This window comes from Bacillus sp. 22475 (assembly GCF_052044835.1).
Taxonomy (GTDB): Bacteria; Bacillota; Bacilli; order Bacillales; family Bacillaceae_G; genus Bacillus_A; species Bacillus_A cereus.
Window position 1 is genome coordinate 280,599 of sequence record NZ_JBQENW010000002.1, and the last position, 24,760, is coordinate 305,358.

Below are 24,760 nucleotides of genomic sequence, written 5' to 3' on the forward strand. Positions count from 1 at the left end.
TTCCTCAAATATATTTCATTATCTCACAGCCCGTCCTTTTCACAAATAACCATTTTGTTCGCACCATTTATGAAATTGTCCTACGTCTACTCCAACTAACACGATATCCTTTAGCTCTACATCAATAATTTGTTCTCCAATTACAATAGCAAACTGCGATGCTAATTTTGTCTCGTTTTTCTTTACAATTCCAATTCGGTTCCGATGCGGTCCATCTTTTATATATGCTTTTTGTCCTACAATATCAAAGTTCAAGATTCTCACCTCTTTTACTGCGCTCAAATTGGAAATACGATCTCCACCTCGGAAAATTTCCTTTCATTGCACTATTTCTCTATATATATGACGAAACAATAAAAGAGTCCTTCCTTCTTTACAATTATTTTTTCTTTGTTTCATTTTTGTGATTGAAACGTAAAGTTTATAATAAAATACACTTGGAAGCGCTTTCTGTGTAATTTTTTATGTTATAATATAAAAGTAGAACTTCGTAAAGAGGGTTAAAAAAATGAATACAAAAATGATTAAAAAAGTAATTGAAGCATTAAAAGTATATGGCTTTCAGGATGTATCATTCTGTGACAAAACGAGGCAATTTTTATTTCATAACGAAACCGATATTATGAGCGGCTATGCAGAAATAACATATAGTAGTCAATTTGAAAAATTCAACGTACAAATTCATCCAATTGAAACACATCACCAAGCAGAGTTACAAGAGGTTGAAAGACATATACAAGCTTGTATAAGAAAAGTGGAATATTTAAACGCACTTCTTACCGGGCAGACAAAACTAGATGATAAAATTATTATTATGTAAAAAAAGAACGTGATTGAATCACGTTCTTTTTTCATTATATGTTCATCTTTTCCTTTAGTTGTAATCCTGTAACAGATTCTAATACATCCATCGATTCTCCAAATGTCATATCAAAAATTGTATTGTCCTCTATGTACGGAAACTGTCTGAAACGCTTTTCTAACACCTTTACAGCATCTGATGTAAAGTTTGCACTATCAATGCCAAATTCTGTTTCAAGAAGAACGATCCAATCTAACACATGAAAACCTAATCCATTGACGAATGCAATAAGTTTTTCTTCTGGGTTTGAAGATAAGAATACTTGGCGTTCCATCTCACTAAAAAGTTCTTCTCCTAAGATTTCAGCTAACTCATCATCATGTTCACGTTCAACAAGTTCTTCGTAGCCGTAATCATCCACAAGCTCTTCTACTTCTTCACTATCCTGACAAAGCAATTGACTAAGAAGTGCCTCTTTCTTAAATTCACTATTTTGTACGACTTCTAAAAAGCTCGTTTCCCATCCATTTTCTAATTTCATATTATGTACTCCTTTATATACGTTTCTTATCATCACTGTACCCAAAAGATCACTTTTATAACCTTTTAGGTAGTTACTATTATTTCACATGATTCATAACATAAGATGCAAACTCAGCTACATCTCCTTCAAAAATATTTATTTCTGGCAAGTGATAGAACGTTGTTTGGAGCGGGTTTCCTGCATGATATACATATATCGTTTTCTCTAGTGCAATCGCCATTCCAAACTCTGTATGGCTCCCGTTTCCGCCATCTAATATAAGTAAAAACACATCCGCTTCTTTTACAGCATTTTTTTCTGCCTGACCAATTTCTCTTAATTGTTCTTGATTCACTGCTCTTTCGTTTTTGGTCCAATCATATGTATGGTGCCATCCTGCATGTTTCAGTTCATTTGCTACGGAACATACTAGATGTTTATTTTGGAAACCTGAGGCGATATAAAAATTCATTTATATACACTCCTTCATTATGTATCGGGAAACTCCTTTTTAGCGTTATTTGTTATAGCTATAATAAATAACAACTTCAAAAAAAATCCCCATCTTTAAAACTTATTTGCGTTTAAATGATGGGATGCTTCATGGTCTTCTTTTATTTTTTGTTTTTTATAACTTTCATCAGCTAACATTTCTAGTTCAGCTGTTATCTCTGATTTTTCAAGCTCTCTTTCTTGCGAAAATTTCCTTGAAATATAAACAATAACACTACCAACGTACAACACAAAGCATATAATAAGTGCAGTATTTTCATAGAGACTTAGCTCCAACACAGTCACTCCTAATCCATTCGTATTTTCACGCTTCATTAATTGGAATTTCCCTATTAACCCATTTGTTATCCCGCTATTTGAGGGCAGTAAAACCCCCTCCTCAAATTCCAGTGAAAGCAAAGAAGTTAGATGGAGGATGCCCCCAACTGATTAAAGTTTCACTTTATTGTAACATAAAAATATCAATTCTTGGAATCTTTCACCCTACTAAAAGAGGCATGATTGTTTCATCATGCCTCTGAAATATTTTGAATGATTGTTTTAATTGCTTCTTTTCCATTATATTTTTTTAGTGCTGTTTTATACTTCTCATTATTTTGATTCAATTCTTCGACATACTTTATAAGAGATTTTACAGTTACATCTTCTTCATATAATACGGAGGCATACCCTTGCCTTTCAAAGGACTCTGCATTTAATATTTGATCTCCACGGCTTGCAAATTTCGATAATGGAATTAAAACCATCGGCTTTTGTAATGTTAAAAATTCAAAAATTGCGTTGGAACCCGCGCGTGAAATAACAAAATCTGTTACCGCTAATATATCTGGCAGTTCTCCATGTACATATTCAAATTGTCTATATCCTTCTTTATTTTGTAAACTTTCATCAAGGTTACCTTTTCCGCAAAGGTGAACAATTTGATACTTTTTAAGAAGTTCTGGTAATGCTTCTCGAGCCGTATCATTAATTTTTTTCGCGCCCAAGCTACCTCCCATAATCGTAATAACTGGCTTTTTACGTGAAAAACCTAAAAATGCTAAACCTGTTTCTCGATTTCCCTTCAGCACTTCTTCACGTACAGGAGATCCCGTATATATTACTTTTTCTTTCGGTAAATGTTTCGCTGCTTCTTCAAATGTAACAAATATTTTCGAAGCAAAACGAAGCGCAATTTTATTTGCTAGTCCTGGCGTCATATCAGATTCATGTAATAAAACTGGTACTCTATTTAGCCATCCTCCAATTACGACTGGTACAGATACGAAACCGCCTTTTGAAAAAATCACATCTGGTTTTAGTTTTCGAATCCTTACATACGCATCCATAACACCCTTCATTACAAGAAAAGGATCTTTTATATTTTTCAAATCAAAATAACGACGTAGCTTTCCACTCGAAATACTATAGTAGGGAATGCCTTCCTTTTCTATAATCGTTTTCTCAATACCTTGATGAGAACCAATGTAAGAGATATCCCAGTTGTCTTCTTGTAAATATGGGATAATGGCTAAATTAGGTGTTACATGTCCTGCCGAACCGCCACCTGTAAAGACTATTTTCTTCATACGTCTCCCCCTTCTAGACTATAATACACTAAAATATCTTGCCTCAGGGTGAGAAAATACCATAGCCGTTACGGACGCTTCTGGCTCCATCATGAATCCTTCTGTTAATGAAATACCTATTTCCTCTGGATGAATTAAGCGAAATAGCTTTTCTTGATCTGCAAGTTCTGGACACGCCGGATAACCAAATGACACGCGTATTCCTCTATATTTCGTACGGAAACGTTCTTCCATCGTCAGTTCAGGTGAGTCTGGAATGCCCCAGCGGTCACGAATGAGCATATGTGTTTTTTCAGCAAGTCCTTCTGCTAATTCAAGCGCTAACGATTGAATGGCATGACTACGTAAGTAATCACCTTTCGCCTTCCACTCTTCAGCAATGTCCCGAACTCCTTCCCCAACCGTAACAGATAAGAAAGCAACATAGTCCATCTCATCTCCAATTGGGCGCAAATAATCGCCTAAAGTACGATAGGGAGCCTTTCCTTGTCTAGGGAATGTGAAACGCTCTATAACACGCGTATGATTTTCTGGATCATATATTACAATGTTTTGTCCGTCGCTTTGCGCTGGGAAAAATTGATACACTGCTTTCGGCTTTAACCAAGATTGTCCTTCCTGCAATAATTCATCTATTAAATCATTTAATTCATGTGCTCTCTTATCTCCCTCTTTCAAAAGCTTCTTCACATTTCCTTTTAATCCAAGGTGATGCCCAAGTAGCATTTGTCTATTTAAAAATGGAGCGAGATGAAGAGCCGGAATATCACGTAATACAATTCGTTTTGTTGAATCAGGCACCATAACCTCAGCCTTCGGTAATGGCTCAATTACTGTTGGAATTTCTATTTTCTTCTCCTCTTTTTTTACGATATGAAGATGACGTTCTTTTTTATCCTGTTTCATCTTCTCACGCTCTTCTTCTTTTTGAAGCTTATTAATAATATCGAGCCCCGTCATCGCATCACTCGCATAACAAACGAGCCCTTTATATGATGGTGAAATTCGATTATCTGTAAACTTTCTCGTTAACGCTGCACCACCTACAACAATGGGCACATCAATATTTGCTGCTTTTAAATCTTCAGCAGTCGTTACCATTTGTTGCGCTGATTTTACTAATAAACCTGAAAGGCCTATAATGTCCGGCTTCTTTTCTTGTACTTCTTGAACAATTCGATCCGAACGTACATTAATTCCTAAATTAATAATCTCATATCCGTTATTCGCTAAAATAATTTCAACGAGATTTTTCCCAATATCATGCACATCACCTTTTACAGTTGCTAATAATACTTTCCCTTTTTTTGCACTATCGCTAGATTCCATATGTGGCTCTAAATAACTTACAGCAGCTTTCATACTTTCGGCACTTTGCAATACTTCAGCAACAATAAGTTCATTATTATTAAATAGTCGTCCTACCTCATCCATCCCTGTCATAAGCGGACCGTTAATAATATCAAGAGGTTTTCTTCCTTCTTCAAGTGCAAGACTTAAATCCTCGTGTAATCCTTGTTTCGTACCTTCTACAATATAATTTGCTAGTCGTTCATCTAGCGTTAACGTTTCTTGCACAACGACATCTTTCTTTTTAGCGACTCGGTAAAAGTTTGTAAATTCTTCTAACGTCTCTTTCGTCGTTTCAAACAGTAATGCATCTGCAAGGTGTTTTTCTTCCTCTGGAATCGACGCATAGCGTTCTAATTTTTCCGTATTAACAATCGCGTAATCTAATCCAGCCTTCGTAGCATGATATAAAAAGACGGAATTCAATACTTCACGTCCAGCCGGTGGTAAACCAAATGATATGTTACTTACACCTAAAATCGTTAAACACTCTGGTAACGCTTCTTTAATAAGGCGAATGCCCTCTATAGTCGCTGCCGCTGAACCAATATATTCTTCATCACCTGTCCCTACTGGAAACACAAGTGCATCAAAAATAATATCTGACGGGCGTATCCCATATTTCGTCGTTAATAATTCGTAACTTCTTTTTGCAATTTCTAATTTTCTTTCAGCACTTACTGCCATACCATCTTCATCGATTGTACCAACTACAATTGCAGCACCATACTTACGAAGAAGCGGTGTTACCTTTTCAAAACGCTCTTCTCCATCTTCTAAATTAATAGAGTTGATAACAGCTTTTCCTTGAATATAAGTAAGTGCTCTTGCCATAACATTTTCATCCGTTGAATCAATCATAATCGGTACTTTTAACACTTTCGTAACTTCTGTCAAAAATTTCTCCATATCTTCTATTTCATCACGATCAGGATCTGCCATACAAATATCAATAATATGAGCATTTTTCTTCACTTGCGCTCTTGCCACTTCAGCAGCCTCTTCAAATTTCCCTTCTGCTACTAATCGTTTAAATTTACGTGATCCAATAACATTCGTTCTTTCACCTACAAATAACGGTCTCATAGACTCATCATATTGCAGTGCTTCTAATCCACTAATTCCATGTCCTTCTCTCTCATGATGGTCACGAGGCTTAAGAGATGCTAGCGCGGATTTCATTGCTTTTATATGTTCTGGTGTCGTGCCACAACAACCACCGATAATATTAACCCATCCTTCTTCAGCAAATCGCTTCACCTTTTCAGCGAGAGAAGATGGAGACTCATGGTAATGTCCATCTTCATCAGGAAGACCTGCATTTGGATAACAAGAAATGTAACACTCCGATAAATCAGATAGTGAACGAATATGGTCCCTCATAAACTCCGGACCAGTCGCACAATTTAACCCAACAGATAATGGTTTCATATGTTCTACTGATAAATAAAAAGCTTCAATTGTTTGCCCAGCCAGAGTCGTTCCCATTGGCTCAATCGTTCCTGAAATCATAATAGGAACCGTTTTTTTCAGTTCTTCAAAAGCAGCTTGAATTCCAATATAAGCTGCTTTCACGTTACGCATATCTTGACTCGTCTCAACGAGTAATACATCAACTTCTCCTTTTAATAATCCTCGTGCCTGCCTTGTATAAGCCTCAATCAATTCTTCAAAAGTCACACCACCAGTAACACTAATTGCTTTCGTTGTTGGTCCCATCGCTCCCGCAACATATACTTCCTTACCGCTTTCTTTAACAGCTTGCTTCGCCAAAAGTGCTGCCTTTTCATTTAGTTCTTCATCTAAATGAGACAGCTCATAATCACTTAGTACAATATTCGTTGCCCCAAATGTATTTGTTTCAATAATATCCGCTCCAGCTTCAATATAAGCTTTATGAATCTTTAAAATAACGTCTGGTCTTGTTTCTACTAAATATTCATTACAGCCCTCGTACTCTTCTCCTCCGAAATCTTCAGCAGTTAAATCCTCTTGCTGAATCATTGTTCCCATTGCACCATCTAATATTAAAATGCTATTTTGTAATTTTTCTTCTATACACTTCATCAATTAATACCTTCTTTCACTTCTTGCTTTTCTCTTACATATTTAACAAGATGTTCTGTAATTTCATATTTTAAAAATGGTGTAATAAGATAAATACCATTAAAATATTTCATCGCTGCGTCGATCAATTCTTGCGAAATGCGAATCCCTTCCTCAATTGCCGCCTCTTTCGTTTCGTGTCCATCCATTCTCTCTCTTATTTCTTCTGGAAGAGTAATACCCGGTACCTCAAAATGAAGAAAATCTGCATTCCGCTTACTTACTAACGGCATAATTCCAATAAAAATAGGTTGTTCCAAATGCTTTGTCGCTTCATACACTTCTTCAATTAACGCAATATCGTAAATTGGCTGAGTTAAAAAATATTCCGCTCCAGCATCTATTTTTCGTTCCATTCGCTTAACCGCTGCTTTTAAGTGCCTCACGTGAGGATTAAATGCGCCGCCTACAGAAAACCTTGTCGCCGGTCCAATTGATTTCCCTAAAATTGAACGTCCATCGTTCATTTCTTTAATCATTTTAATGAGCTCAATAGAGGACAAATCGTATACAGAAGTTGCACCGGGAAAATCACCAACGCGCGCTGGATCACCAGTTAAAGCTAACACTTCTTCCATCCCTAACGCCGATAAACCTAACAAATGAGATTGTAGTCCAATGACGTTATGATCTCTACACGTTAAATGTGTCAATACCGGGATATCATGCTTCGTTAATAACGCACCCATTGCCATATTAGAAATACGAGGCGATGCTAATGAATTATCTGCTAGAGTAATAGCATCTGCTCCCGCTCTTTTTAAAGCTCTTGCTCCTTCAAAAAACCGCTGTGTATCTAACGTTTTCGGTGGATCTAATTCCACTACAACTGTCGTTTGTTTTTTCGCTTTCTCTGCTAGAGTGACTTGAGCCTTCGAACGTTTCTCATGCGTATGAACAACTTTCGGCCTTTGAATGGTGTCTTTTTCTATTACAGGTGTAACATTCGCAACAGCGTGCTTCATACTTTGAATATGTTCTGGAGTCGTACCACAACAACCACCTAACAACCGAATACCTTGCTCAATAAATCTCGGCGTCATCGCCTCAAAATAAGCTGGGCTTCCCTCATATACGTAACGTCCCTCCACATAATTCGGGAGACCTGCATTTGGGTATGCTGATAAATAGCCATTTTGCGGAATCGATATCATTTTGAAAGCCTCCGTCATATGAAGCGGCCCTAGTTGACAATTTAATCCAACAACATTTGCACCGTAATCTATAAGTTGCTTTAATATTTCATTGACATCATTTCCATTTTGAGTCGTACCTGCTTCATGTAACGCTAATTGAGCAACAATTGGAATGTTCGTTTGCTTACGCAATACTTTAACAGCATGAAGTAATTCAAATTCATCGTAAAAAGTTTCTAATAGTAATCCATCAACCTGTTCTTCTAGTAAAGCCCCTGCCTGTTCAAGTAGCATAAACTCCCTTTCCATATCAGTCGTTGTAACGGCTCCGATATGTTTCATACCACCAATTGTTCCTAAAATTGCATTTTTATCTGTAACAGATGCTTTCGCCAGTTTTACTGCCGCTCTATTAATTTCTGTAACTTGATTTTCTAAGCCGTACATACGTAATTTCGCCTCATTTGCTCCATACGTATTCGTTTGAATTACATCTGCTCCAGCAGCTACATATTGTTTATGAATCGATATAATTAAGTCTGGATCAGATACATTCAATTCTTCAAAGCTACTTTGCAAGCCATGTGAATGCAATAACGTCCCAACCGCACCATCACCTATTACAATTCCTTTTGATAATAAATCTAGTAATTTCACGAATCTCCCTCATTTCTATCAATATAAAAACCCCCTCTTCACTTTGAAGAGGGGGACATAATCGTTCCTCCTCTTATTATGCAAAACATTCGTTTTGCAGGTATTAGCACCGTTTCAAACATTTCGTTTGAAGGTTGCCGGGTTTCACAGGGCCTTTCCCTCCACCGCTCTCAATAAGAGTTGTCTTTATTATTTTATTTATGTAGCTAAAAGGAAATGCGTTCCCTTTTTAACAATGTTTGTTAATTTTTTAATAAATTTAGCATGCACAAAAGTAAAAGTCAATGACACTTGCGGAAAAATAAAAATTATTTAAAATAAAGTTGCAATTCAATTATCTTTTGTTGTAAAGTTAAAAACATAATAAAAATTTCATACGAACATTCTTATCTAGAGAGGTAGAGGGACTGGCCCTGTGACGCCTCAGCAACCATTAACATTTTGTTAATAAGGTGCTAATTCCAGCAAATTGTGAAAGATTTGACAGATGAGAAGAAGACTCTATTCAAACCGAAAGCCTTCTTCTTAGAAGGCTTTTTTTATTTTATATTCACTTAATGTTTCAATTTAAAAAGGAGGAATTTTCACATGTCAACAATCGAAACAAAACTAGCACAAATCGGAAACCGCAGTGAAACTACAACTGGAACGGTTAATCCACCAGTTTATTTCTCAACCGCTTATCGTCATGAAGGAATTGGTAAATCTACTGGCTTTGACTATTCACGAACTGGCAATCCAACTCGAGGTCTTTTAGAACAGGCAATCGCAGACTTAGAATATGGCGAACAAGGTTATGCCTGTAGTTCAGGGATGGCGGCTGTTCTCCTCGTCCTTTCTCTATTCCGCTCTGGAGACGAACTTATTGTATCTGAAGATTTATACGGTGGAACGTATCGATTATTTTCTGAACATGAAAAAAAGTGGAATGTTCGATGTAGATACGTAAATACACAGTCTATTAAACAAATTGAGCAAGCCATCACAACTGAAACGAAGGCTATTTTCATAGAAACTCCAACTAATCCATTAATGCAAGTTACTGATATTGCTGCTGTCGCAACTGTAGCGAAAAGGCACGGACTACTTCTTATTGTAGACAACACATTCTACACACCTTATATACAGCAACCATTAACAGAAGGTGCTGACATTGTACTTCACAGCGCAACGAAATATTTAGGAGGACATAACGACGTACTAAGCGGACTTGTCGTTGCAAAAGGAAAGGAACTTTGCGAGGAAATCGCTCATTATCATAATGCATCAGGTGCAGTTTTAAGCCCATTTGACTCATGGTTATTAATTCGCGGTATGAAAACGTTAGCGCTTCGCATGAGACAGCATGAAGAAAATGCGAAAGCAGTTGTTGCATATTTAAATGATGAAGACGGGGTGGCAGATGTATTTTATCCAGGAAGAGGCGGCATGATTTCATTTCGCCTTAAAGATGAAGCTTGGATTAATCCATTCTTACAATCTTTATCCTTAATTACATTTGCCGAAAGTCTTGGTGGTGTAGAAAGTTTAATGACTTATCCAGCAACGCAAACACATGCTGATATTCCTGAAGAAATTAGAACAGCAAACGGTGTATGTAATCGTCTTCTTCGATTCTCCGTTGGCATTGAAAATAGTAACGATTTAATTCAAGACTTAAAGCAAGCCATTAAACTTGTAAAAGAAGGTGTAAGAATATGAGTTATTCTATAGATACACTCTTACTACACAACCAATATAAACATGACTCGCAAACAGGAGCTGTGAACGTTCCTATCTATAACACATCAACTTTTCACCAGTTTGATGTAGATACGTTCGGAAAATATGACTATAGCAGGTCAGGAAATCCAACTCGTGAAGCTCTTGAAGATATCATTGCTTTATTAGAAGGTGGAACAAAGGGATTCGCCTTTGCATCAGGCATTGCAGCGATTTCCACTGCATTCCTCCTTCTTTCACAAGGTGATCACGTACTCATTTCAGAAGATGTATACGGAGGCACTTACCGAGTGATAACTGAGGTACTCTCCCGTTACGGTGTTTCACATACATTTGTTGATATGACCAATTTAGAAGAAATAAAACAAAGCATTAAACCAAATACAAAGCTCTTTTATGTAGAAACACCTTCTAATCCACTTTTAAAGGTGACAGATATTCGCGAGGTTTCTAAACTTGCAAAATCTATTGGGGCTCTTACTTTTGTTGATAATACATTTTTGACACCACTATTCCAAAAACCACTTGAACTTGGAGCTGATGTTGTTCTTCATAGTGCCACAAAATTTATTGCTGGGCATAGTGATGTTACTGCCGGATTAGCAGTAGTAAAAGATGCAGAACTCGCTCAAAAGCTTGGATTTTTACAAAATGCATTCGGTGCTATTTTAGGACCTCAAGATTGTTCTCTCGTACTTCGCGGTCTAAAAACATTACATGTACGCCTCGAGCATTCAGCTAAAAATGCCAATAAAATTGCACATTATTTACAAGTGCACGCTAAAGTACAAAATGTCTATTATCCGGGATTACAAACACATCTCGGATTTGATATTCAACAATCTCAAGCAACATCAGCTGGAGCTGTCTTATCATTTACTTTGCAATCAGAAGATGCACTCCGCCAATTTTTATCAAAAGTAAAATTACCTGTTTTTGCAGTTAGTTTAGGAGCTGTAGAGTCAATTCTTTCTTATCCAGCAAAAATGTCACATGCAGCACTGTCGCAAGAAGCTCGTGATGAAAGAGGAATCTCTAATTCATTACTTCGGTTATCAGTCGGTCTTGAAAATGTTAACGATTTAATATCCGATTTTGAAAATGCCCTTTCTTATGTAGAAGAACCTGTAAATGCATAGAGAAAAAAGAAGATATGAGAATAGGTTTTCATATCTTCTTTTTATGCGATTTAGTTATATTCATTTGAATTTTTTCTTTTCTTATAGTCCAAAAAATAAAAGTATATCATCTATTTCTAAATAATGGATTAATTGATATATTAAGAAATACAAAGGGGTGAAGATAATGGATACTTGTGCAGATATTTTAATCGTTATCGATTTACAAAATGGCGTATGTTATAGCGAAGAGCATTTATTTGATTTACAGAACTTACTAATAAAAGTAAATAAAAGAATTTCTTCATACAGAAAATTAAATAAACCAATCCTTTTTGTTCAACATTGTGATGATGATTTAGTACCCGAGAAAGAACTTTGGGCTATTCATACCGATCTAGATGTTCAAGAACAAGATTTTTTTGTAAGAAAAACACATGCAAATTCATTTTATAAAACAAACTTAAAAGAAATTTTAGATCAATTATCTGTAAATCGCATTGAATTTTGTGGTGCCCAAACAGAGTACTGTATGGATGCTACGATTAAGTTTGCCCACGGACTGGGATACGAAAACTTTATGGTACAGAAAACAACCTCTACGTTGAATAATCCTTTTATGTCCGCAAAAGAGACAATTGATTTTTACGAGAACATATGGAATCACAGATTTTTAACGTTGCTAAAAGATGAATTTTAGAATAAATGACTAATGACTTGATTATCCTAAGATTTATCAGCCGTAATCAAATATTTCATTATCACCATAAAGAAGCGAACTACATTCAGCTTCTTTTCTTTTAACCTGTTTTATATTCTATATATATCATTATAATTCCTTTGTCATATTATTTTAAAAATTTCGTATATTCATTTGAAAGAATAAGAAAATCATGATAAAATTGTGTTACAAATATATCTATATCTTTCAATTTTTAAAACGTATCGAAATTTTCACCCAAAAATGTCATTTTACAAAAACGTGCTAATTTACCTATTTTATTTACATCATGGTCTCTTTTCTTACAATTTCTTTACTTTAGGACTTTTTTTCTGCAACAACTATTTTCTTTTCTTTAAATTTTTGGTATGTATAGTATGGTATAATAGCTCACACGGAGGTGGAAAAGAACATGTTAGAAACCTTTCAAAAAGAATTAGAACTATATGAAAGTAATGCAGAATTATTAAAAGTGCTGGCTCATCCTGTTCGTTTATGTATCGTAAAAGGATTAATTGAGCGCGGTCCAAGCAACGTTTCTACAATGTACACTGGCTTAAACATGCCACAATCTACAATTTCACAGCATTTAGCAAAATTAAAAAGCGCTAAAATCGTTTCTAGTGAAAGAAAAGGATTAGAAATTTATTACAAAGTAGAGAACGAAACAATAATTCAACTCGTTCGCGTATTATTAGGTTAGGGACTAATAATCGAAGAAAAAGAACGTATTCTATATTTTTCATCTCATATCTTTAATATAAATATATATCATGAGAGGAAATATATAATACTACATAAGTCGTATTAAAAAACAAGACACAGTATATACTGTGTCTTGTTTTTTATATTGTTACATACCGCTCCAAATGTAAATGTTGCATATCTTTTGTATGTATAACAACATCAAACGCACTCCCTACTCCTCCATTCAAAATCATAGAACGAACTGCTCGATTTTGTTTTTGCGTTTCAGAAAAAGGATTCATATCTTGATGGCTTGTAAGCTGTTCTAATATCCCTGCAGCTAACAAGAACTCAGATTGTTTCTTATGCCATACTGCACTCATTCCTTGCAGACTAAACATCTCCTTTAGCTCGTCCCAATGAATATGAGTAGTAAGATCCATTTCACCTGGATGCGCTAGTGGGTTACGTATTAGTTTATGCTGATAATAACCTCGCAAACTTCCTTCACGGTGTGCTGGATGCATCCATTCTTCTTTTGTGTATCCGTAATCAACTGTAATACATATACCTTTTTGAAACCATTTCGCAATTTCTTTTATATACTCCTCCATCACAAGTGGTACTTCAAAACGTTGCCCTTCAGCAATATGAATATTATATTTCAATAAATATCGACCAATTCTTTTATCTAACGGCCTACATATTTCTGAAAGGCTTCCTTCCTCTGTATATGTAATACGCACTTCATACAACATACCATTTCTTTTCTCAATTATTTCAACAGGAAATGAATCAAACAACTCATTCGAAAAGAGAATTCCCTCGAAAGAATCTCCCATTTCACTATAAGAGGTATAGTACGATACATTAGAAAATGAGCCAAGGTGCTCCTGCTGTAATTTCCTATGAAAAGGGCTCACTTCAATCATTGAATAGTTTAAATCAATAAAGGTTTTTGGAGATAATTGCTTCCATTCTTGTAAAACATCATAGGCAAACTTTCCAGTTCCCCCACCAACCTCACAAATATTCGAAGCAACTTCACCATTTTCAACAAGACGAATAAAAAGTTTAGCAAAAGTTTTTGCAAAAACAGAGGATACATTGCTACTTGTAAAAAAATCCCCTTGTCTTCCAATCTTTTCACGTTCTTTCATATAATATCCATGGCCTTCTGTATACAATACAAGGTTCATATACGTACTATATGAAATTGAATAATCCTTTTCTTTCCCCATCCATTCTCTTAAAATGAGCTCCATTCCCATAATGACTCCTTATTGTAAAAACGGATTATTTTCTTTTTCAAAACCAATGCTTGTTTCTGGACCATGTCCACATAACACCGCTGTCTCATCTGGTAATACAAATAATTTCTCTTCAATACTTCCAATTAATTCAGCAAAACTTCCACCAGGCAAATCTGTTCTTCCAATGCTCATTTGGAACAATACATCTCCTGAGAATACAGCATTTGCCTCTTTACTATAATAAGAAATACTTCCTGGAGAATGTCCTGGCGTCTCAAAAATTTCAAAATTAAATGATCCAATTGTTAATGTACCTTCTGCATCAATAATATGATCCGCTGGTTTTGCTGTAATACTGCGGTTCATCATAAAAATTTGAGAGCCGTTTACAGTTGCATCTCCTAACCAATCTGCTTCTTCTTTATGTACGTATACAGGAATATGAAAAGCGTCTCTTACCGCATCAACAGCACCGATATGATCAAAGTGAGCATGCGTTAATAAAACAGCCAATGGTTTTAATTGTTCTTCTTGTAAATATGTAACGAGCTTTTCACCTTCGTGACCAGGGTCAAAGATAATGCACTCTTTTTGATCGTTCATTAAAATATAAGCATTTGTTTGTAATGGGCCTAACGGCATTTGTATCCATTTCATATGAAAATCTCCTCCAGTTATTAAACTTACTTTTAATGATACAACATTTCTTTCTCTGAGGAAAAGAAAGGATGCTATCTCGACAATCATTTTTAAAACATGTACAATATAAAAGAGTAAATATTCCAAAAACTCATAATAAGAAATGGGTAGACAGAGGAGGATATTGTATGGGCCTTGTTATTATTTTTACACTTGTCACTCTGTTAGCTGTATTTGCTACGCTTAGAACACTTCGTGAAAAAAACTTTTTCGCGAGCGGCTTTGCAATTGCAACTGTACTCGTTTTCGGATGGTTTACGATCATGACTGTTCTATATAACGGGTATCCACCAGCAGCTTAATTCGTTTACACTTTATTCTTCATCGAGATTTCACACAAAAAGAGGAAGGGTCCCCCCTTCCTCTTTTCATATTTCACAACTTATATCATCTTCGCTTCGTATTTGTGCTTTTTTACAAGCCAAGCTCCTCCGATAACACCTGCATCATTACCAAGTGTTGCAATAGCTAACTTCGTGCTCTTTACAGCACGTGAGAAAGCGTATTGCTCGAAATAGCGTTGAATTGGTTCTAATAGCGCATCTCCAGCTTTAGACACGCCTCCACCAATAACAATTTTCTCTGGGTTCAACGTACTAGATAGGTTCGCTACAGCTAACCCTAAATAAGAAGCTACTTTTTCTACTACTTCGCCTGCTAATTCATCACCTTGTCCAAGTGCTTCAAAGACATCTTTTGATGTAATACGTCCTTCTTCAGCTAACATAGAACGCAACATGCTTTCTTTATTAGTCTCTTGTATTTTTTGCATAGCAACACGTACAATACCTGTCGCAGATGCTACTGTTTCTAAGCAACCAGACTTCCCGCAATTACATGGGAAAGCATTTTCTGTAACTACTGTAATATGTCCAATCTCACCAGCAGCACCACTCACGCCGTGTACAATCTCACCATTGGCGATTACACCACCACCAACGCCCGTACCAAGTGTCATGCAGATTAAATCTTTTGCACCTTCACCAGCACCTTTCCACATTTCACCAAGCGCTGCTAAGTTTGCATCATTATCAATAACAACAGGTAATCCTGTTTCTACTTCTAATAAATCTTTTAGCGGATAGTTTTTCCACCCTAAATTAACCGCTTCATAAATCATTCCAGATGCCACATGTACAGGGCCAGGAGCTCCCATACCAATACCAATTAACTTGCTCTTCAATTCGCCTAATTCTTCTAGCTTTTTATCAATTGCTTTCGCAACATCAAGTGTAATATGTTTTCCTTGCTCACCTGTATTTGTAGGGATTTCCCACTTATGTAAAATTTCGCCGTATACATTAATAAATGCTAATTTAATCGTTGTACCACCAAGGTCAACACCAACTAACCATTTCTCTTCCATGTTGCTTACCTACCTTTATCTAATTCTTATTTAGCTCTTTTTGAATTTCTTGCTTCAATAAAAATAAAGCTGTTTGATAGTCTTGTGGATCGATTAGCTGTGATTGATTTAATTCACGCAATTCATCTTGCATTAATTGTAAATCTGCAATTCGATCTCCCGTATAAATAATCGTACCAAATTTCTTTAGCAATTGCTGAATATCATAAATAGATACCATTTCATCACCCTCTATGCTCACTTACTATAAAAATTATAATAAGAAAACGTTCACATATTTTATTATAATCAAGAAGAAAAAGTCTCGTCAATTTTTATTTGTCTATACAAGCTCATTTATAAGCATTGTTCCTTTTTCTGTAATAATTTTTTCTATATTTTTATCAAATGGCTCTACCGGAATGTGTTTTACCATTTGAAAATCATATGCTAATGATAGCGTTTTCCCTTTATAATGCACGAGATAACGATCATAATAGCCCCCGCCGTATCCAATCCGTTCTCCTCGCTCTGTATAAGCTATGCCTGGCACAATTTGAAGATCAATGTCATCCGCACTCACTTCTTCCGTAAGTCCCGGAATCGGTTCACGTAAGTTCATATACACCGTTTCTAATTGATCAAAATCACTAATTTTCCGGAAGGACATCGTTCTTGTTCCTTTATTACACTTAGGAACTACAACTTTCTTTCCTTCTTCCCAAGCTTTTTCGATAATAGGATATGTATTCACTTCATTTTCCATTGAGAGAGTAATTCCAATTGTTTTAGCTTCAACCCACTCTTTTTGCGCATACAACGAAAATGCAATCTGTTCTGATAAAGTTGTATATTGTTCTTCTGATAAAGAATTCATGTGTTCTATTATTTGTTTACGCAAACGCACTTTCTCTTCTTTCACACATTCTCCTCCTTACAGTGACACTTTACTCTATGATGATAGTGTATCACTTTTAACATAGGAATCGAATAAAAAAAGAAACAGTAGGAAAATATTCCTACTGCTTACTTTGTTTCACGGTGTAACGTAGACTTCTTGTCACGCTTGCAATACTTTTTAAGCTCTATACGCTCAGCGTTGTTACGTTTATTTTTCTTTGAGATATAGTTACGATCTCCGCATTCTGTACATGCTAGAGTAATATTCACACGCATTCTTATTTCCCTCCAGTACTAATAACTTAAATCAGACTATACTATAATACCACTTTTAAAATAAAAATTCTACACCTTTTGATATTGTCTAATTTTTTCTATAAGATTTTTCATGTTTTCCCTTGCTATTACTGGGTTTCTAGCATGTGAATACACTAAAAATTTTGGTTGTTTTGTGTCAGAAACGATATAAGACCACTCTTTTTCAGTATATTTGAACTGTACTCCTTCAAATATACCTTCTCCCTTCCTTTCAATATCATCCAATAATTTCCTCATAATTTTCCCTTTTTCATTCCATGAACATACCACTTCATCATAAAGTAAATAGAGCGGAGGTGATTGCTCTACTATGCTGAGAAACGTTTTTCCTTGCAATGCTATTAGCTCAAATAATTTTCCAATTCGATATAAAATATCTCGCTTCCACCTTACTTGAAACGACTTCCTTTCATCCTGCGTATAAAACAGAAGATAACATTCTCCTAATTTCAAAGACATTGGGTAAATATTTCCTGTAGATTCGAGTAAGAAATCTGGAATATCTACCTCTTCTAAATCTGTACCCTGGTAAATATTACTATGTTTATCGTATAACTCGAAATGATTTCCTTGCTCAGAAAACATAAGAGCCATATTCGCTTTACTTGATTTCATCAAAGCTTTCACATGATCTTTTTGTTCGCTTGCATAAATCCATGTAACTGTACAACCAAGTCTTTGTAGAAAGAGCATAAGTAAATGTTGCAACGTATCATTTCTCTTATTAATAAGAAGATGAAACTTCTGCATCTGTATTTTCTCGATATCAATATGCCCCAATATAACTTCTATATACTCATTCATAGAAACATGAACCAGCTTATTTCGCCCCATCTCTTTCTCATGCACGTAATAAAACAATTCGGACATATATACTTGTTCTATCTCTTTTTGCTGCTTATACGTTAACGGCATGCCAGCTTGACTATACAACTTTATAACAATCTTATTCTCATTCTCCACTTGAATGAAAACCCCACCTGCACATTGCAAATGATGAACACTATATTGAAAAAGTGACTCGTTCATTTCTTTGCATTCCATCGTATGAATCCCTATACCATGAATAGCATGTAAAAATAAATTTTTATAAGAGGTTGTTTCTATATTTTCTTGACTTCCAATTAATATACTTTCTCCTTTTGTAAAAAGAGAGCCATACGCCATCGCAATCTTCACGATAAACTGGGGAGTAATTTCAACATTCCCTCTTCCTACAATGCGGCTTTTTTGTAACCACCCTGCACTCATTTCACTCTCTTGAATACCAGCCGCTCCTACTATCGAATGACTATCAATCGCCTTATAAGGCCATAGTTTTCCTTTTTGCTTAATTATCGTACTTCTCCCGATATGACAGTGATCCGCTACAATGCTTTTTTGAAACAGTGTAACGTCATCTTCAACTATTGTACGCTCTCCTATTGTCGTTTCTAATAGTTCACAATACTTTCCAATATGGGCATTTGCAAAAACAATACTTTTTTGAAGATGAGAATAATTTGAAACGATACTATTTTTTCCAATAATAGAATATGGCTCAATTACAGCTCCTGTACCAATCTTTGCTCCTTCTCCAATGAAAGAGGGGCCATGAATTTTTGTCCCTTTCCCAATCGTCACCCCTTCTCCCATCCATACCATCGGTAATACTTCCGTATAAGGAATAGGTACTTGTAACTTTTTCGTTAACAAATCAAATTGTGCTTGTCGATATTGATTAAATGTGCCGATATCTAACCAATAACCTTCTGACAAATATGCGAATAACACATTTTTGTTTGCCAATAACGGAAACACATCATGACTGAAATCAAAAAATTGTCTAGGCGGTATGTAAGAAAAGATTTCTGGCTCCATAATATATATGCCTGTATTCACAACATTAGATACTACCTCATTCCAGCCCGGCTTTTCTATATATCGTGTAACCTCCTGGTCTTTATTCATTACAACCAATCCAAATGAGAGTGGATTTTCTACTTCTTTCACAAACATTGTTACCATTCTTTTCTTTTGTTCATGAAACCTAATTCCTTCTGATAATTGAAAGTCAGTTAATGCATCCCCGCTTATTACAACAAATGTTTCATCTAAAAATTGTTCTGCTTGTTTAATACTCCCTGCTGTACCAAGCGGAGGAGAGTCTTCAAAATAATACAAGTTAACTCCCCATTTACTACCATCACCAAAATATCGCTTAATCGTCGTACTCATATATTGAACAGTAATTGCAATTTCACGAATACCATGCTGGCGTAATAACTCAATATTGTATTCTAAAACTGGTTTTTCTAATAATGGTAACATCGGCTTTGGAGTATTACATGTTAATGGTCTAAGGCGTCTTCCTTTTCCTCCAGCTAAAATAACCCCCTTCATATACTTCAGCCTCCACTTATATAATGTTCAGTAGCTCCATATACCATATGTATATTCTCTATCCCACATGAACTAGCAGCATAAACTTGATTAGTTAAACGAATCCTCATTTAAAAGACCCTATAATTAAATTTCCCACCTATAAAAACGTACGTTTCAAACGACAAGAAAGCGCTTACTATTGATTGATAAATAATACTTATTAACGAAAAATATATATACTAATTTTCCCATTACATTATGATACATCTTATCATCATAAACTAAAGGAAACAACGAGCTTTTTTTGTCATGTTTTGACTAAAAAAAGCAGGTGATTTCTCATCACCTACTTTCATTCCTACTCATTCAATAAATAATGCTTTCCTTTTACTAAATAAAATACATTTTCGGCAATATTTGTAATATGGTCTGCTACACGCTCAATATATCTCGCCACAAATGATAATTGTGTAATTTGCGTAATTGCTTCTGGTTGTTCCGGAACTGAAGATATAAACTCACGAATTGCTTTTCCATATATTTCATCAACGGAATCATCCATTTCAGCAATTTGTTTCGCGAAAGTTAAATTTTCTTGTTCATATGCTTCTAACGCTAAATGCAACATCTTATTTGCAATCGCAAACATTTCATCCAGATTGTGCAAACTAACAGCCACTTCTTTTTCCCCAAGACGAATTGTAGCCTTTGCAATATTAACAGCATGATCTGCAATACGCTCTAAATCTGTCGCTGTTTTAATTGAAATAAAGATCCTTCTTAAGTCACTTGCTACAGGTTGCTGCTTCGTAATGAGCATAAGCGCAAGATCGTTTATTTCCTCTTCTAAATTATCCATGCGGTAATCACCATCAATGACCTCTAACGCTTTCTCTACATCCCTTGTATGCAGACCTTCCATAGCAATCAATAAAGCCGCATTTGCTAATTCGCCAAGCTCAATCACCTTTTGCTGTAACACTTTTAAATCACCTTGAAACTGTTCTCTTACCATTTTTTCTTCCCCCTCAGTATTATGTGCCATTATATACAAAGTGAAACTTTAATCACCTCTCATCAATCGGGCTTTTACAGGCCGCCCACCTAACTTCTTTGCTCTTGCTGAATTTTGAGGTGGGGTCTTACTGCCCGCAAATAGCGGGATAAATCTCCTACATAGCCTCTTACGCTTGTAATAAACCTTAAGATAAAGAGAAGGTATTACTTCCCTATTAAAGTGAGATAAAAATAAGAAATGCCCTCTGTTAAGAGGGCATTTTCTCTTAGCTTTGCAACGATATCAACCAAAGCGACCTGTAATATAATCTTCTGTACGCTTATCTGAAGGCGTCGTAAATAATTTGTTTGTATCTGTATACTCCACAACTTCCCCACTTAAGAAGAAAGCGGTTTTGTCTGAAATACGCGCTGCTTGTTGCATATTATGCGTTACGATAACAATACTAAAGTCTTTCTTTAACTCTTGAATTAATTCTTCTACTTTTAATGTTGAAATTGGATCTAGTGCCGATGTTGGCTCATCCATTAAAATAACGTCTGGCTCAATAGCTAAGCAACGTGCGATGCATAGACGCTGTTGCTGTCCACCAGATAAACCGTATGCATTATCGTGCAAACGATCTTTTAACTCATCCCAAATCGCTGCTCCGCGTAAACTTTTCTCAACAATTTCATCTAATGTCTTTTTGTCACGAATACCATGGATTTTTGGACCGTATGCTACATTCTCATAAATAGATTTTGGAAATGGATTTGGCTTTTGGAACACCATTCCTACGTGCGTTCTTAATTCTTCAACTGGATATGATTTATCAAATATATTGCGTTCTCTATATTCAATTACACCTGTAGTTCGAACGATCGGTACTAACTCTACCATGCGATTTAACGTTTTTAAGTACGTTGATTTACCACAGCCACTTGGACCGATAATTGCTGTAACTTCATTCTCATGAATACTTAAATTAATATCTTTTAAAGCATGGTCTTCCCCATACCATAAATTTAAGTTTTTCGTATCAAATACTACTTTCTTTGGCGCAGTCTCGATTTTCTCTTCGTTTTTCACCTGTACATTTACTACTGTTGCTACCATTTGAATTCCCCTTTCATCCACTTCCAACTTATTTTCGATTTCGTAACCATAAAACAAATATATTGATAAATAGCAACAAACCTAACAAAACAATCATCCCAGCTGCTGCTACATACTGAAATTCTTCTTGTGGCCTACTCATCCAATTAAAAATTTGAATTGGTAAAACTGTAAATCTATCAAACATACTAAATGGAATATAATTTGCAAACGCAAGTGCCCCAATAACTAATAGTGGTGCTGCTTCTCCAATTGCTCTCGATATCGCTAACGTACAGCCCGTTATAATCCCCGGGAAAGCATATGGCAATACAATTTGATACATCGTTTGCCACTTCGTAGCACCTAATCCGTAAGAACCCTCTAATAATACACTTGGTACTGATCGGATTGCTTCTTGACTCGCCACAACAACTGTTGGTAAGACGAGTAAACTCATCGTCAGTGCTGCTGCAACTATACTCTCTCCTAAATGAAGAGCATATACAAAAATAGTTAAACCAAGCAATCCAAATACAACGGATGGTACTCCTGCTAACGTTTGATTATTAATCTCTACTATTTTTTTAAATAGAGATTCCTTCGCATATTGCTCTAAATAAAGGGCTGTTCCAACTCCAAATATAAAAGAAACAGGTATAACAATACTCATAAATAATATTGTCCCTGACAAAGCTGCAGCAATACCAGCTTCTTTCGGATTACGTGAAGCGAAATTTGTAAAGAAATCTATTGAAAGATAGCTTATACCTTTTTCAACAATTTGAAACAGTAACACAAACAAAATTACGATTGAAAATAAAATTGCTATATAAAATAACAATTTGTAAATTCGATCTTTTAAAAAGCGTGATGCCATGTTTTTTTGTATTTTTTTATGATTCAACGTCCGCATATTATGTCATCCTCCTAAAACGACGCATAATTGACTGCGAAATGATGTTCATAATAAAAGTAAACAAAAATAATGTTGCACCTACAGCATACATGCTGTAATACGTAATCGTTCCATGCGGAGCATCACCTAAACTTACTTGCACAATATAGGCTGTTAACGTTTGAATAGAATGTGTCGGATCAAGCGATACATTTGGTGTGGATCCTGCCGCAATTACAACAATCATCGTTTCACCAATTGCACGCGAAGCCGCTAATATAATTGCTGCCATAATCCCTGTAAAAGCGGACGGAAACACCACTTGTTTTACCATTTCAAACCGCGTCGCTCCGAGTGCTAATGAAGCTTCTTTCGTCCCTTTCGCCACAGCTCTCATCGCGTCTTCAGATAGAGATGCAACTGTAGGCATCATCATAAATCCGATAACGATTCCTGGGCTAATCGCATTAAAAAACTGTAAATCTGGTATAATCCTTTGTAAAAGCGGCGTAACAATTGTTAATGCAAAAAAACCATATACAATTGTCGGGATACCTGCTAATAGCTCTAACATCGGCTTTAATATTTTTCGTGCACTATTTGAAGCATATTCGCTTAAAAATACGGCACACGCTAAACCAATAGGAATTGCTACAAACATAGCGATTGCTGTTACAAGGAACGTTCCACATATAAGTGGTAATATACCGAATTTAGGATTTTCAAAAAACGGTAACCATTCTTTCTCCGTCAAAAAGGAGTACAATGATATTTTTTGAAAAAACATGATTGTTTCATTAGAGAGCGTAAAAACAATTCCAAGTGTCGTAACAATAGAAACGCTAGCAATTATTTTTAGTAACAAAGGCATTATTCGATTGATTCGCTGCGTTTTTTTTCTTTGTTTTGTATTTCTTTCAATCAAATGTTGTACAGAAAATGTAATTTGACTTTTGTCATTATGAGCCAAAGATGAAAACCCCTTTCCACCCTGACATTACCTTTTTATTTCTGTTAACATACGCAGCTGTTCATTGTATTTTTCTTTTCCTAATTTTACATACCCGACCTCTTCAGCGAGGTTACCAACATGCTGAATCATAAACTCAACATAGTTTGCTACATTCATTTTATTTCGGATAGATGCATTATTCACATAAGTAAGTAGCGGCCTAGATAACGGCTTATACTTACCTGACTGAATGGTCTCTTTCGTCGGAAATACACCATTCACTTTTATTGCTTTCACTTTATCTCGATTAGCCATATAATAAGCATATCCTACAAAAGCAATGGCATGTTTATCATTCATTACCCCTTGCATAATAACTTGATCATCTTCAGACAAAGAGACTTTTTTTACAATGCGATGATTTTGTAAGATGACATTTTGAAAATAATCATAAGTACCAGAGTCTACGCCTGGTGCATAAAACTTCACTTGTTCACGTGGCCATGTTGAATGAATTTGTGACCATCGCTTCTCTCTTCCATCTTCACTCCACAGTAAACGTAACTCGTCTATTGACATATCGTCTACCCATGTATTGTGCCGATTCACAACAATTGTAAGACCATCGTTAGCGACCTCAAAAGGTGTGAACTGAATAGAGTTTTTCTTCATCTCATTTTTCTCGACTTGTTTCATTACTCTCGAAGCATTATTTATATCTACTTCTCCTTTACTGAAACGATTAAATCCTCCTCCAGTTCCAGAAACACTGATGGAAATTTTCACGTCTGGATGCACCTTTGTATATTCCTCCGCTACTGCTTCTATAATAGGAAAAACCGTTGAGGATCCATCAACTCTCACTTCTTCCATATCATTTAAAGCAAATGCAGTAGACATTTCAAAACAGAGGAACCATATCGATAGTACGAAAATTATAATCGGTGTACGCATCCATTTCACGTGTTCTTCCTCCTAGAAGTAACCGGAAATAACAGGATTACAGATATAAGAATACTGCTAAACTATTAAT

At 35.7% G+C, this 24,760-nt stretch carries 25 protein-coding genes and 2 riboswitches; of the genes, 6 read left to right on the forward strand and 19 right to left on the reverse strand.

The features are described from left to right. Positions 1-39: 39 nt before the first annotated feature. The gene (locus ACTJJY_RS04850) at positions 40-255 is read right to left on the reverse strand and encodes a DUF3912 family protein (protein ID WP_001008326.1); all 216 of its coding nucleotides are present in this window, start codon (positions 253-255) and stop codon (positions 40-42) included. A gap of 253 nt (positions 256-508) precedes the next feature. On the opposite strand from ACTJJY_RS04850, the gene ACTJJY_RS04855 reads away from it, so the two are divergent. Next, positions 509-820 carry a hypothetical protein gene (locus ACTJJY_RS04855; protein WP_001093240.1) on the forward strand — a complete coding sequence of 104 codons (312 nt, stop codon included), beginning with the start codon at positions 509-511 and terminating at the stop codon, positions 818-820. A 34-nt stretch (positions 821-854) separates the two neighbouring features. Here ACTJJY_RS04855 and ACTJJY_RS04860 read toward each other — a convergent pair whose 3' ends face one another. From ACTJJY_RS04860 to ACTJJY_RS04885, 6 genes are all read right to left on the reverse strand, one after another. Beyond that, entirely contained in the window at positions 855-1,343 is a 489-nt protein-coding gene (locus tag ACTJJY_RS04860) for a hypothetical protein (protein ID WP_000764263.1), read from the reverse strand. Positions 1,344-1,422: 79 nt separating this feature from the next. Next, entirely contained in the window at positions 1,423-1,797 is a 375-nt protein-coding gene (locus ACTJJY_RS04865) for a nucleoside 2-deoxyribosyltransferase (RefSeq protein ID WP_001012331.1), read from the reverse strand. 95 nt (positions 1,798-1,892) lie between these two features. After that, a complete protein-coding gene (locus ACTJJY_RS04870; protein WP_000817964.1) occupies positions 1,893-2,153 on the reverse strand; it encodes a DUF3966 domain-containing protein in 261 nt (86 codons plus the stop codon). Positions 2,154-2,347: 194 nt separating this feature from the next. Beyond that, the gene (gene murG, locus ACTJJY_RS04875; protein ID WP_000724780.1) at positions 2,348-3,406 is read right to left on the reverse strand and encodes an undecaprenyldiphospho-muramoylpentapeptide beta-N-acetylglucosaminyltransferase; all 1,059 of its coding nucleotides are present in this window, start codon (positions 3,404-3,406) and stop codon (positions 2,348-2,350) included. Positions 3,407-3,424: 18 nt separating this feature from the next. Next, positions 3,425-6,823 carry a methionine synthase gene (gene metH / locus ACTJJY_RS04880; protein WP_440605106.1) on the reverse strand — a complete coding sequence of 1,133 codons (3,399 nt, stop codon included), beginning with the start codon at positions 6,821-6,823 and terminating at the stop codon, positions 3,425-3,427. Continuing rightward, positions 6,823-8,655, reverse strand: coding sequence for a bifunctional homocysteine S-methyltransferase/methylenetetrahydrofolate reductase (locus tag ACTJJY_RS04885; RefSeq protein ID WP_440605107.1), 1,833 nt, complete (start codon positions 8,653-8,655; stop codon positions 6,823-6,825). Before ACTJJY_RS04885 ends, metH begins: the two co-directional genes overlap by 1 nt. Positions 8,656-8,725: 70 nt before the next feature. Beyond that, a riboswitch (SAM riboswitch) is annotated at positions 8,726-8,835 on the reverse strand. Positions 8,836-9,038: 203 nt separating this feature from the next. Beyond that, a riboswitch (SAM riboswitch) is annotated at positions 9,039-9,149 on the forward strand. 94 nt (positions 9,150-9,243) lie between these two features. Here ACTJJY_RS04885 and metI point away from each other — a divergent pair. The 4 genes from metI (at position 9,244) to ACTJJY_RS04905 (ending at position 12,919) form a co-directional block, all read left to right on the forward strand. After that, complete coding sequence (gene metI, locus ACTJJY_RS04890) at positions 9,244-10,356, forward strand: cystathionine gamma-synthase/O-acetylhomoserine thiolyase (RefSeq protein ID WP_440605108.1); 1,113 nt, start codon at positions 9,244-9,246, stop codon at positions 10,354-10,356. After that, positions 10,353-11,516: a cystathionine beta-lyase gene (gene metC, locus ACTJJY_RS04895; RefSeq protein WP_440605109.1), complete on the forward strand. Its 1,164-nt coding sequence runs from the start codon at positions 10,353-10,355 to the stop codon at positions 11,514-11,516. The genes metI and metC overlap by 4 nt, the downstream gene beginning before the upstream one ends. A 166-nt stretch (positions 11,517-11,682) precedes the next feature. Further along, positions 11,683-12,195 carry a cysteine hydrolase family protein gene (locus ACTJJY_RS04900; protein WP_440605110.1) on the forward strand — a complete coding sequence of 171 codons (513 nt, stop codon included), beginning with the start codon at positions 11,683-11,685 and terminating at the stop codon, positions 12,193-12,195. A gap of 433 nt (positions 12,196-12,628) precedes the next feature. After that, positions 12,629-12,919: an ArsR/SmtB family transcription factor gene (locus tag ACTJJY_RS04905; protein ID WP_000894377.1), complete on the forward strand. Its 291-nt coding sequence runs from the start codon at positions 12,629-12,631 to the stop codon at positions 12,917-12,919. Between the two features lie 142 nt (positions 12,920-13,061). On the opposite strand, the gene ACTJJY_RS04910 is transcribed toward ACTJJY_RS04905, so the two are convergent. After that, a complete protein-coding gene (locus ACTJJY_RS04910; RefSeq protein WP_440605111.1) occupies positions 13,062-14,174 on the reverse strand; it encodes a class I SAM-dependent methyltransferase in 1,113 nt (370 codons plus the stop codon). 9 nt (positions 14,175-14,183) lie between these two features. After that, positions 14,184-14,813, reverse strand: a complete 630-nt coding sequence (locus ACTJJY_RS04915) for an MBL fold metallo-hydrolase (protein ID WP_000871225.1) — start codon at positions 14,811-14,813, stop codon at positions 14,184-14,186. A gap of 170 nt (positions 14,814-14,983) precedes the next feature. On the opposite strand from ACTJJY_RS04915, the gene ACTJJY_RS04920 reads away from it, so the two are divergent. Beyond that, a complete protein-coding gene (locus tag ACTJJY_RS04920) occupies positions 14,984-15,157 on the forward strand; it encodes a DUF2759 domain-containing protein (RefSeq protein WP_000524852.1) in 174 nt (57 codons plus the stop codon). Between the two features lie 80 nt (positions 15,158-15,237). Here ACTJJY_RS04920 and glcK read toward each other — a convergent pair whose 3' ends face one another. The 10 genes from glcK to ACTJJY_RS04970 all read right to left on the reverse strand — a co-directional run bounded on the left by glcK (position 15,238) and on the right by ACTJJY_RS04970 (position 24,681). Next, on the reverse strand, positions 15,238-16,221 hold the full coding sequence (glcK, locus tag ACTJJY_RS04925) for a glucokinase (protein WP_000391701.1): 984 nt from the start codon (positions 16,219-16,221) through the stop codon (positions 15,238-15,240). Between the two features lie 19 nt (positions 16,222-16,240). Next, positions 16,241-16,441, reverse strand: a complete 201-nt coding sequence (locus ACTJJY_RS04930) for a YqgQ family protein (RefSeq protein ID WP_000253699.1) — start codon at positions 16,439-16,441, stop codon at positions 16,241-16,243. Between the two features lie 102 nt (positions 16,442-16,543). Beyond that, positions 16,544-17,122, reverse strand: a complete 579-nt coding sequence (locus tag ACTJJY_RS04935; protein WP_440605112.1) for a 5-formyltetrahydrofolate cyclo-ligase — start codon at positions 17,120-17,122, stop codon at positions 16,544-16,546. A 104-nt stretch (positions 17,123-17,226) separates the two neighbouring features. Continuing rightward, positions 17,227-17,376 carry a 50S ribosomal protein L33 gene (gene rpmG / locus ACTJJY_RS04940; protein ID WP_001265616.1) on the reverse strand — a complete coding sequence of 50 codons (150 nt, stop codon included), beginning with the start codon at positions 17,374-17,376 and terminating at the stop codon, positions 17,227-17,229. 69 nt (positions 17,377-17,445) lie between these two features. Continuing rightward, on the reverse strand, positions 17,446-19,800 hold the full coding sequence (locus ACTJJY_RS04945; RefSeq protein ID WP_440605113.1) for a sugar phosphate nucleotidyltransferase: 2,355 nt from the start codon (positions 19,798-19,800) through the stop codon (positions 17,446-17,448). A 340-nt stretch (positions 19,801-20,140) separates the two neighbouring features. Further along, positions 20,141-20,797: a phosphate signaling complex protein PhoU gene (gene phoU / locus ACTJJY_RS04950; protein WP_106824068.1), complete on the reverse strand. Its 657-nt coding sequence runs from the start codon at positions 20,795-20,797 to the stop codon at positions 20,141-20,143. A 285-nt stretch (positions 20,798-21,082) separates the two neighbouring features. Next, complete coding sequence (gene pstB / locus ACTJJY_RS04955) at positions 21,083-21,898, reverse strand: phosphate ABC transporter ATP-binding protein (RefSeq protein ID WP_000226681.1); 816 nt, start codon at positions 21,896-21,898, stop codon at positions 21,083-21,085. Positions 21,899-21,926: 28 nt separating this feature from the next. Beyond that, positions 21,927-22,793: a phosphate ABC transporter permease PstA gene (pstA, locus tag ACTJJY_RS04960; protein WP_440605114.1), complete on the reverse strand. Its 867-nt coding sequence runs from the start codon at positions 22,791-22,793 to the stop codon at positions 21,927-21,929. Between the two features lies 1 nt (position 22,794). Further along, positions 22,795-23,745, reverse strand: coding sequence for a phosphate ABC transporter permease subunit PstC (gene pstC / locus ACTJJY_RS04965; RefSeq protein ID WP_000940904.1), 951 nt, complete (start codon positions 23,743-23,745; stop codon positions 22,795-22,797). A 27-nt stretch (positions 23,746-23,772) separates the two neighbouring features. Next, positions 23,773-24,681, reverse strand: a complete 909-nt coding sequence (locus ACTJJY_RS04970; protein ID WP_440605204.1) for a PstS family phosphate ABC transporter substrate-binding protein — start codon at positions 24,679-24,681, stop codon at positions 23,773-23,775. Positions 24,682-24,760 lie beyond the last annotated feature (79 nt).

Coding starts and splice junctions, on each gene's coding strand:
- metC (WP_440605109.1), top strand. CDS start 10,353: ATGAGTTATTCTATAGATACACTCTTACTACACAACCAATATAAACAT.
- ACTJJY_RS04905 (WP_000894377.1), top strand. CDS start 12,629: ATGTTAGAAACCTTTCAAAAAGAATTAGAACTATATGAAAGTAATGCA.
- ACTJJY_RS04910 (WP_440605111.1), bottom strand. CDS start 14,174: ATGGGAATGGAGCTCATTTTAAGAGAATGGATGGGGAAAGAAAAGGAT.
- metH (WP_440605106.1), bottom strand. CDS start 6,823: ATGAAGTGTATAGAAGAAAAATTACAAAATAGCATTTTAATATTAGAT.
- pstB (WP_000226681.1), bottom strand. CDS start 21,898: ATGGTAGCAACAGTAGTAAATGTACAGGTGAAAAACGAAGAGAAAATC.
- ACTJJY_RS04970 (WP_440605204.1), bottom strand. CDS start 24,681: ATGCGTACACCGATTATAATTTTCGTACTATCGATATGGTTCCTCTGT.
- metI (WP_440605108.1), top strand. CDS start 9,244: ATGTCAACAATCGAAACAAAACTAGCACAAATCGGAAACCGCAGTGAA.
- pstA (WP_440605114.1), bottom strand. CDS start 22,793: ATGCGGACGTTGAATCATAAAAAAATACAAAAAAACATGGCATCACGC.
- murG (WP_000724780.1), bottom strand. CDS start 3,406: ATGAAGAAAATAGTCTTTACAGGTGGCGGTTCGGCAGGACATGTAACA.
- rpmG (WP_001265616.1), bottom strand. CDS start 17,376: ATGCGTGTGAATATTACTCTAGCATGTACAGAATGCGGAGATCGTAAC.
- glcK (WP_000391701.1), bottom strand. CDS start 16,221: ATGGAAGAGAAATGGTTAGTTGGTGTTGACCTTGGTGGTACAACGATT.
- ACTJJY_RS04930 (WP_000253699.1), bottom strand. CDS start 16,441: ATGGTATCTATTTATGATATTCAGCAATTGCTAAAGAAATTTGGTACG.
- ACTJJY_RS04920 (WP_000524852.1), top strand. CDS start 14,984: ATGGGCCTTGTTATTATTTTTACACTTGTCACTCTGTTAGCTGTATTT.
- ACTJJY_RS04865 (WP_001012331.1), bottom strand. CDS start 1,797: ATGAATTTTTATATCGCCTCAGGTTTCCAAAATAAACATCTAGTATGT.
- ACTJJY_RS04860 (WP_000764263.1), bottom strand. CDS start 1,343: ATGAAATTAGAAAATGGATGGGAAACGAGCTTTTTAGAAGTCGTACAA.
- ACTJJY_RS04945 (WP_440605113.1), bottom strand. CDS start 19,800: ATGAAGGGGGTTATTTTAGCTGGAGGAAAAGGAAGACGCCTTAGACCA.
- ACTJJY_RS04915 (WP_000871225.1), bottom strand. CDS start 14,813: ATGAAATGGATACAAATGCCGTTAGGCCCATTACAAACAAATGCTTAT.
- ACTJJY_RS04900 (WP_440605110.1), top strand. CDS start 11,683: ATGGATACTTGTGCAGATATTTTAATCGTTATCGATTTACAAAATGGC.
- phoU (WP_106824068.1), bottom strand. CDS start 20,797: ATGGTAAGAGAACAGTTTCAAGGTGATTTAAAAGTGTTACAGCAAAAG.
- ACTJJY_RS04870 (WP_000817964.1), bottom strand. CDS start 2,153: ATGAAGCGTGAAAATACGAATGGATTAGGAGTGACTGTGTTGGAGCTA.
- ACTJJY_RS04855 (WP_001093240.1), top strand. CDS start 509: ATGAATACAAAAATGATTAAAAAAGTAATTGAAGCATTAAAAGTATAT.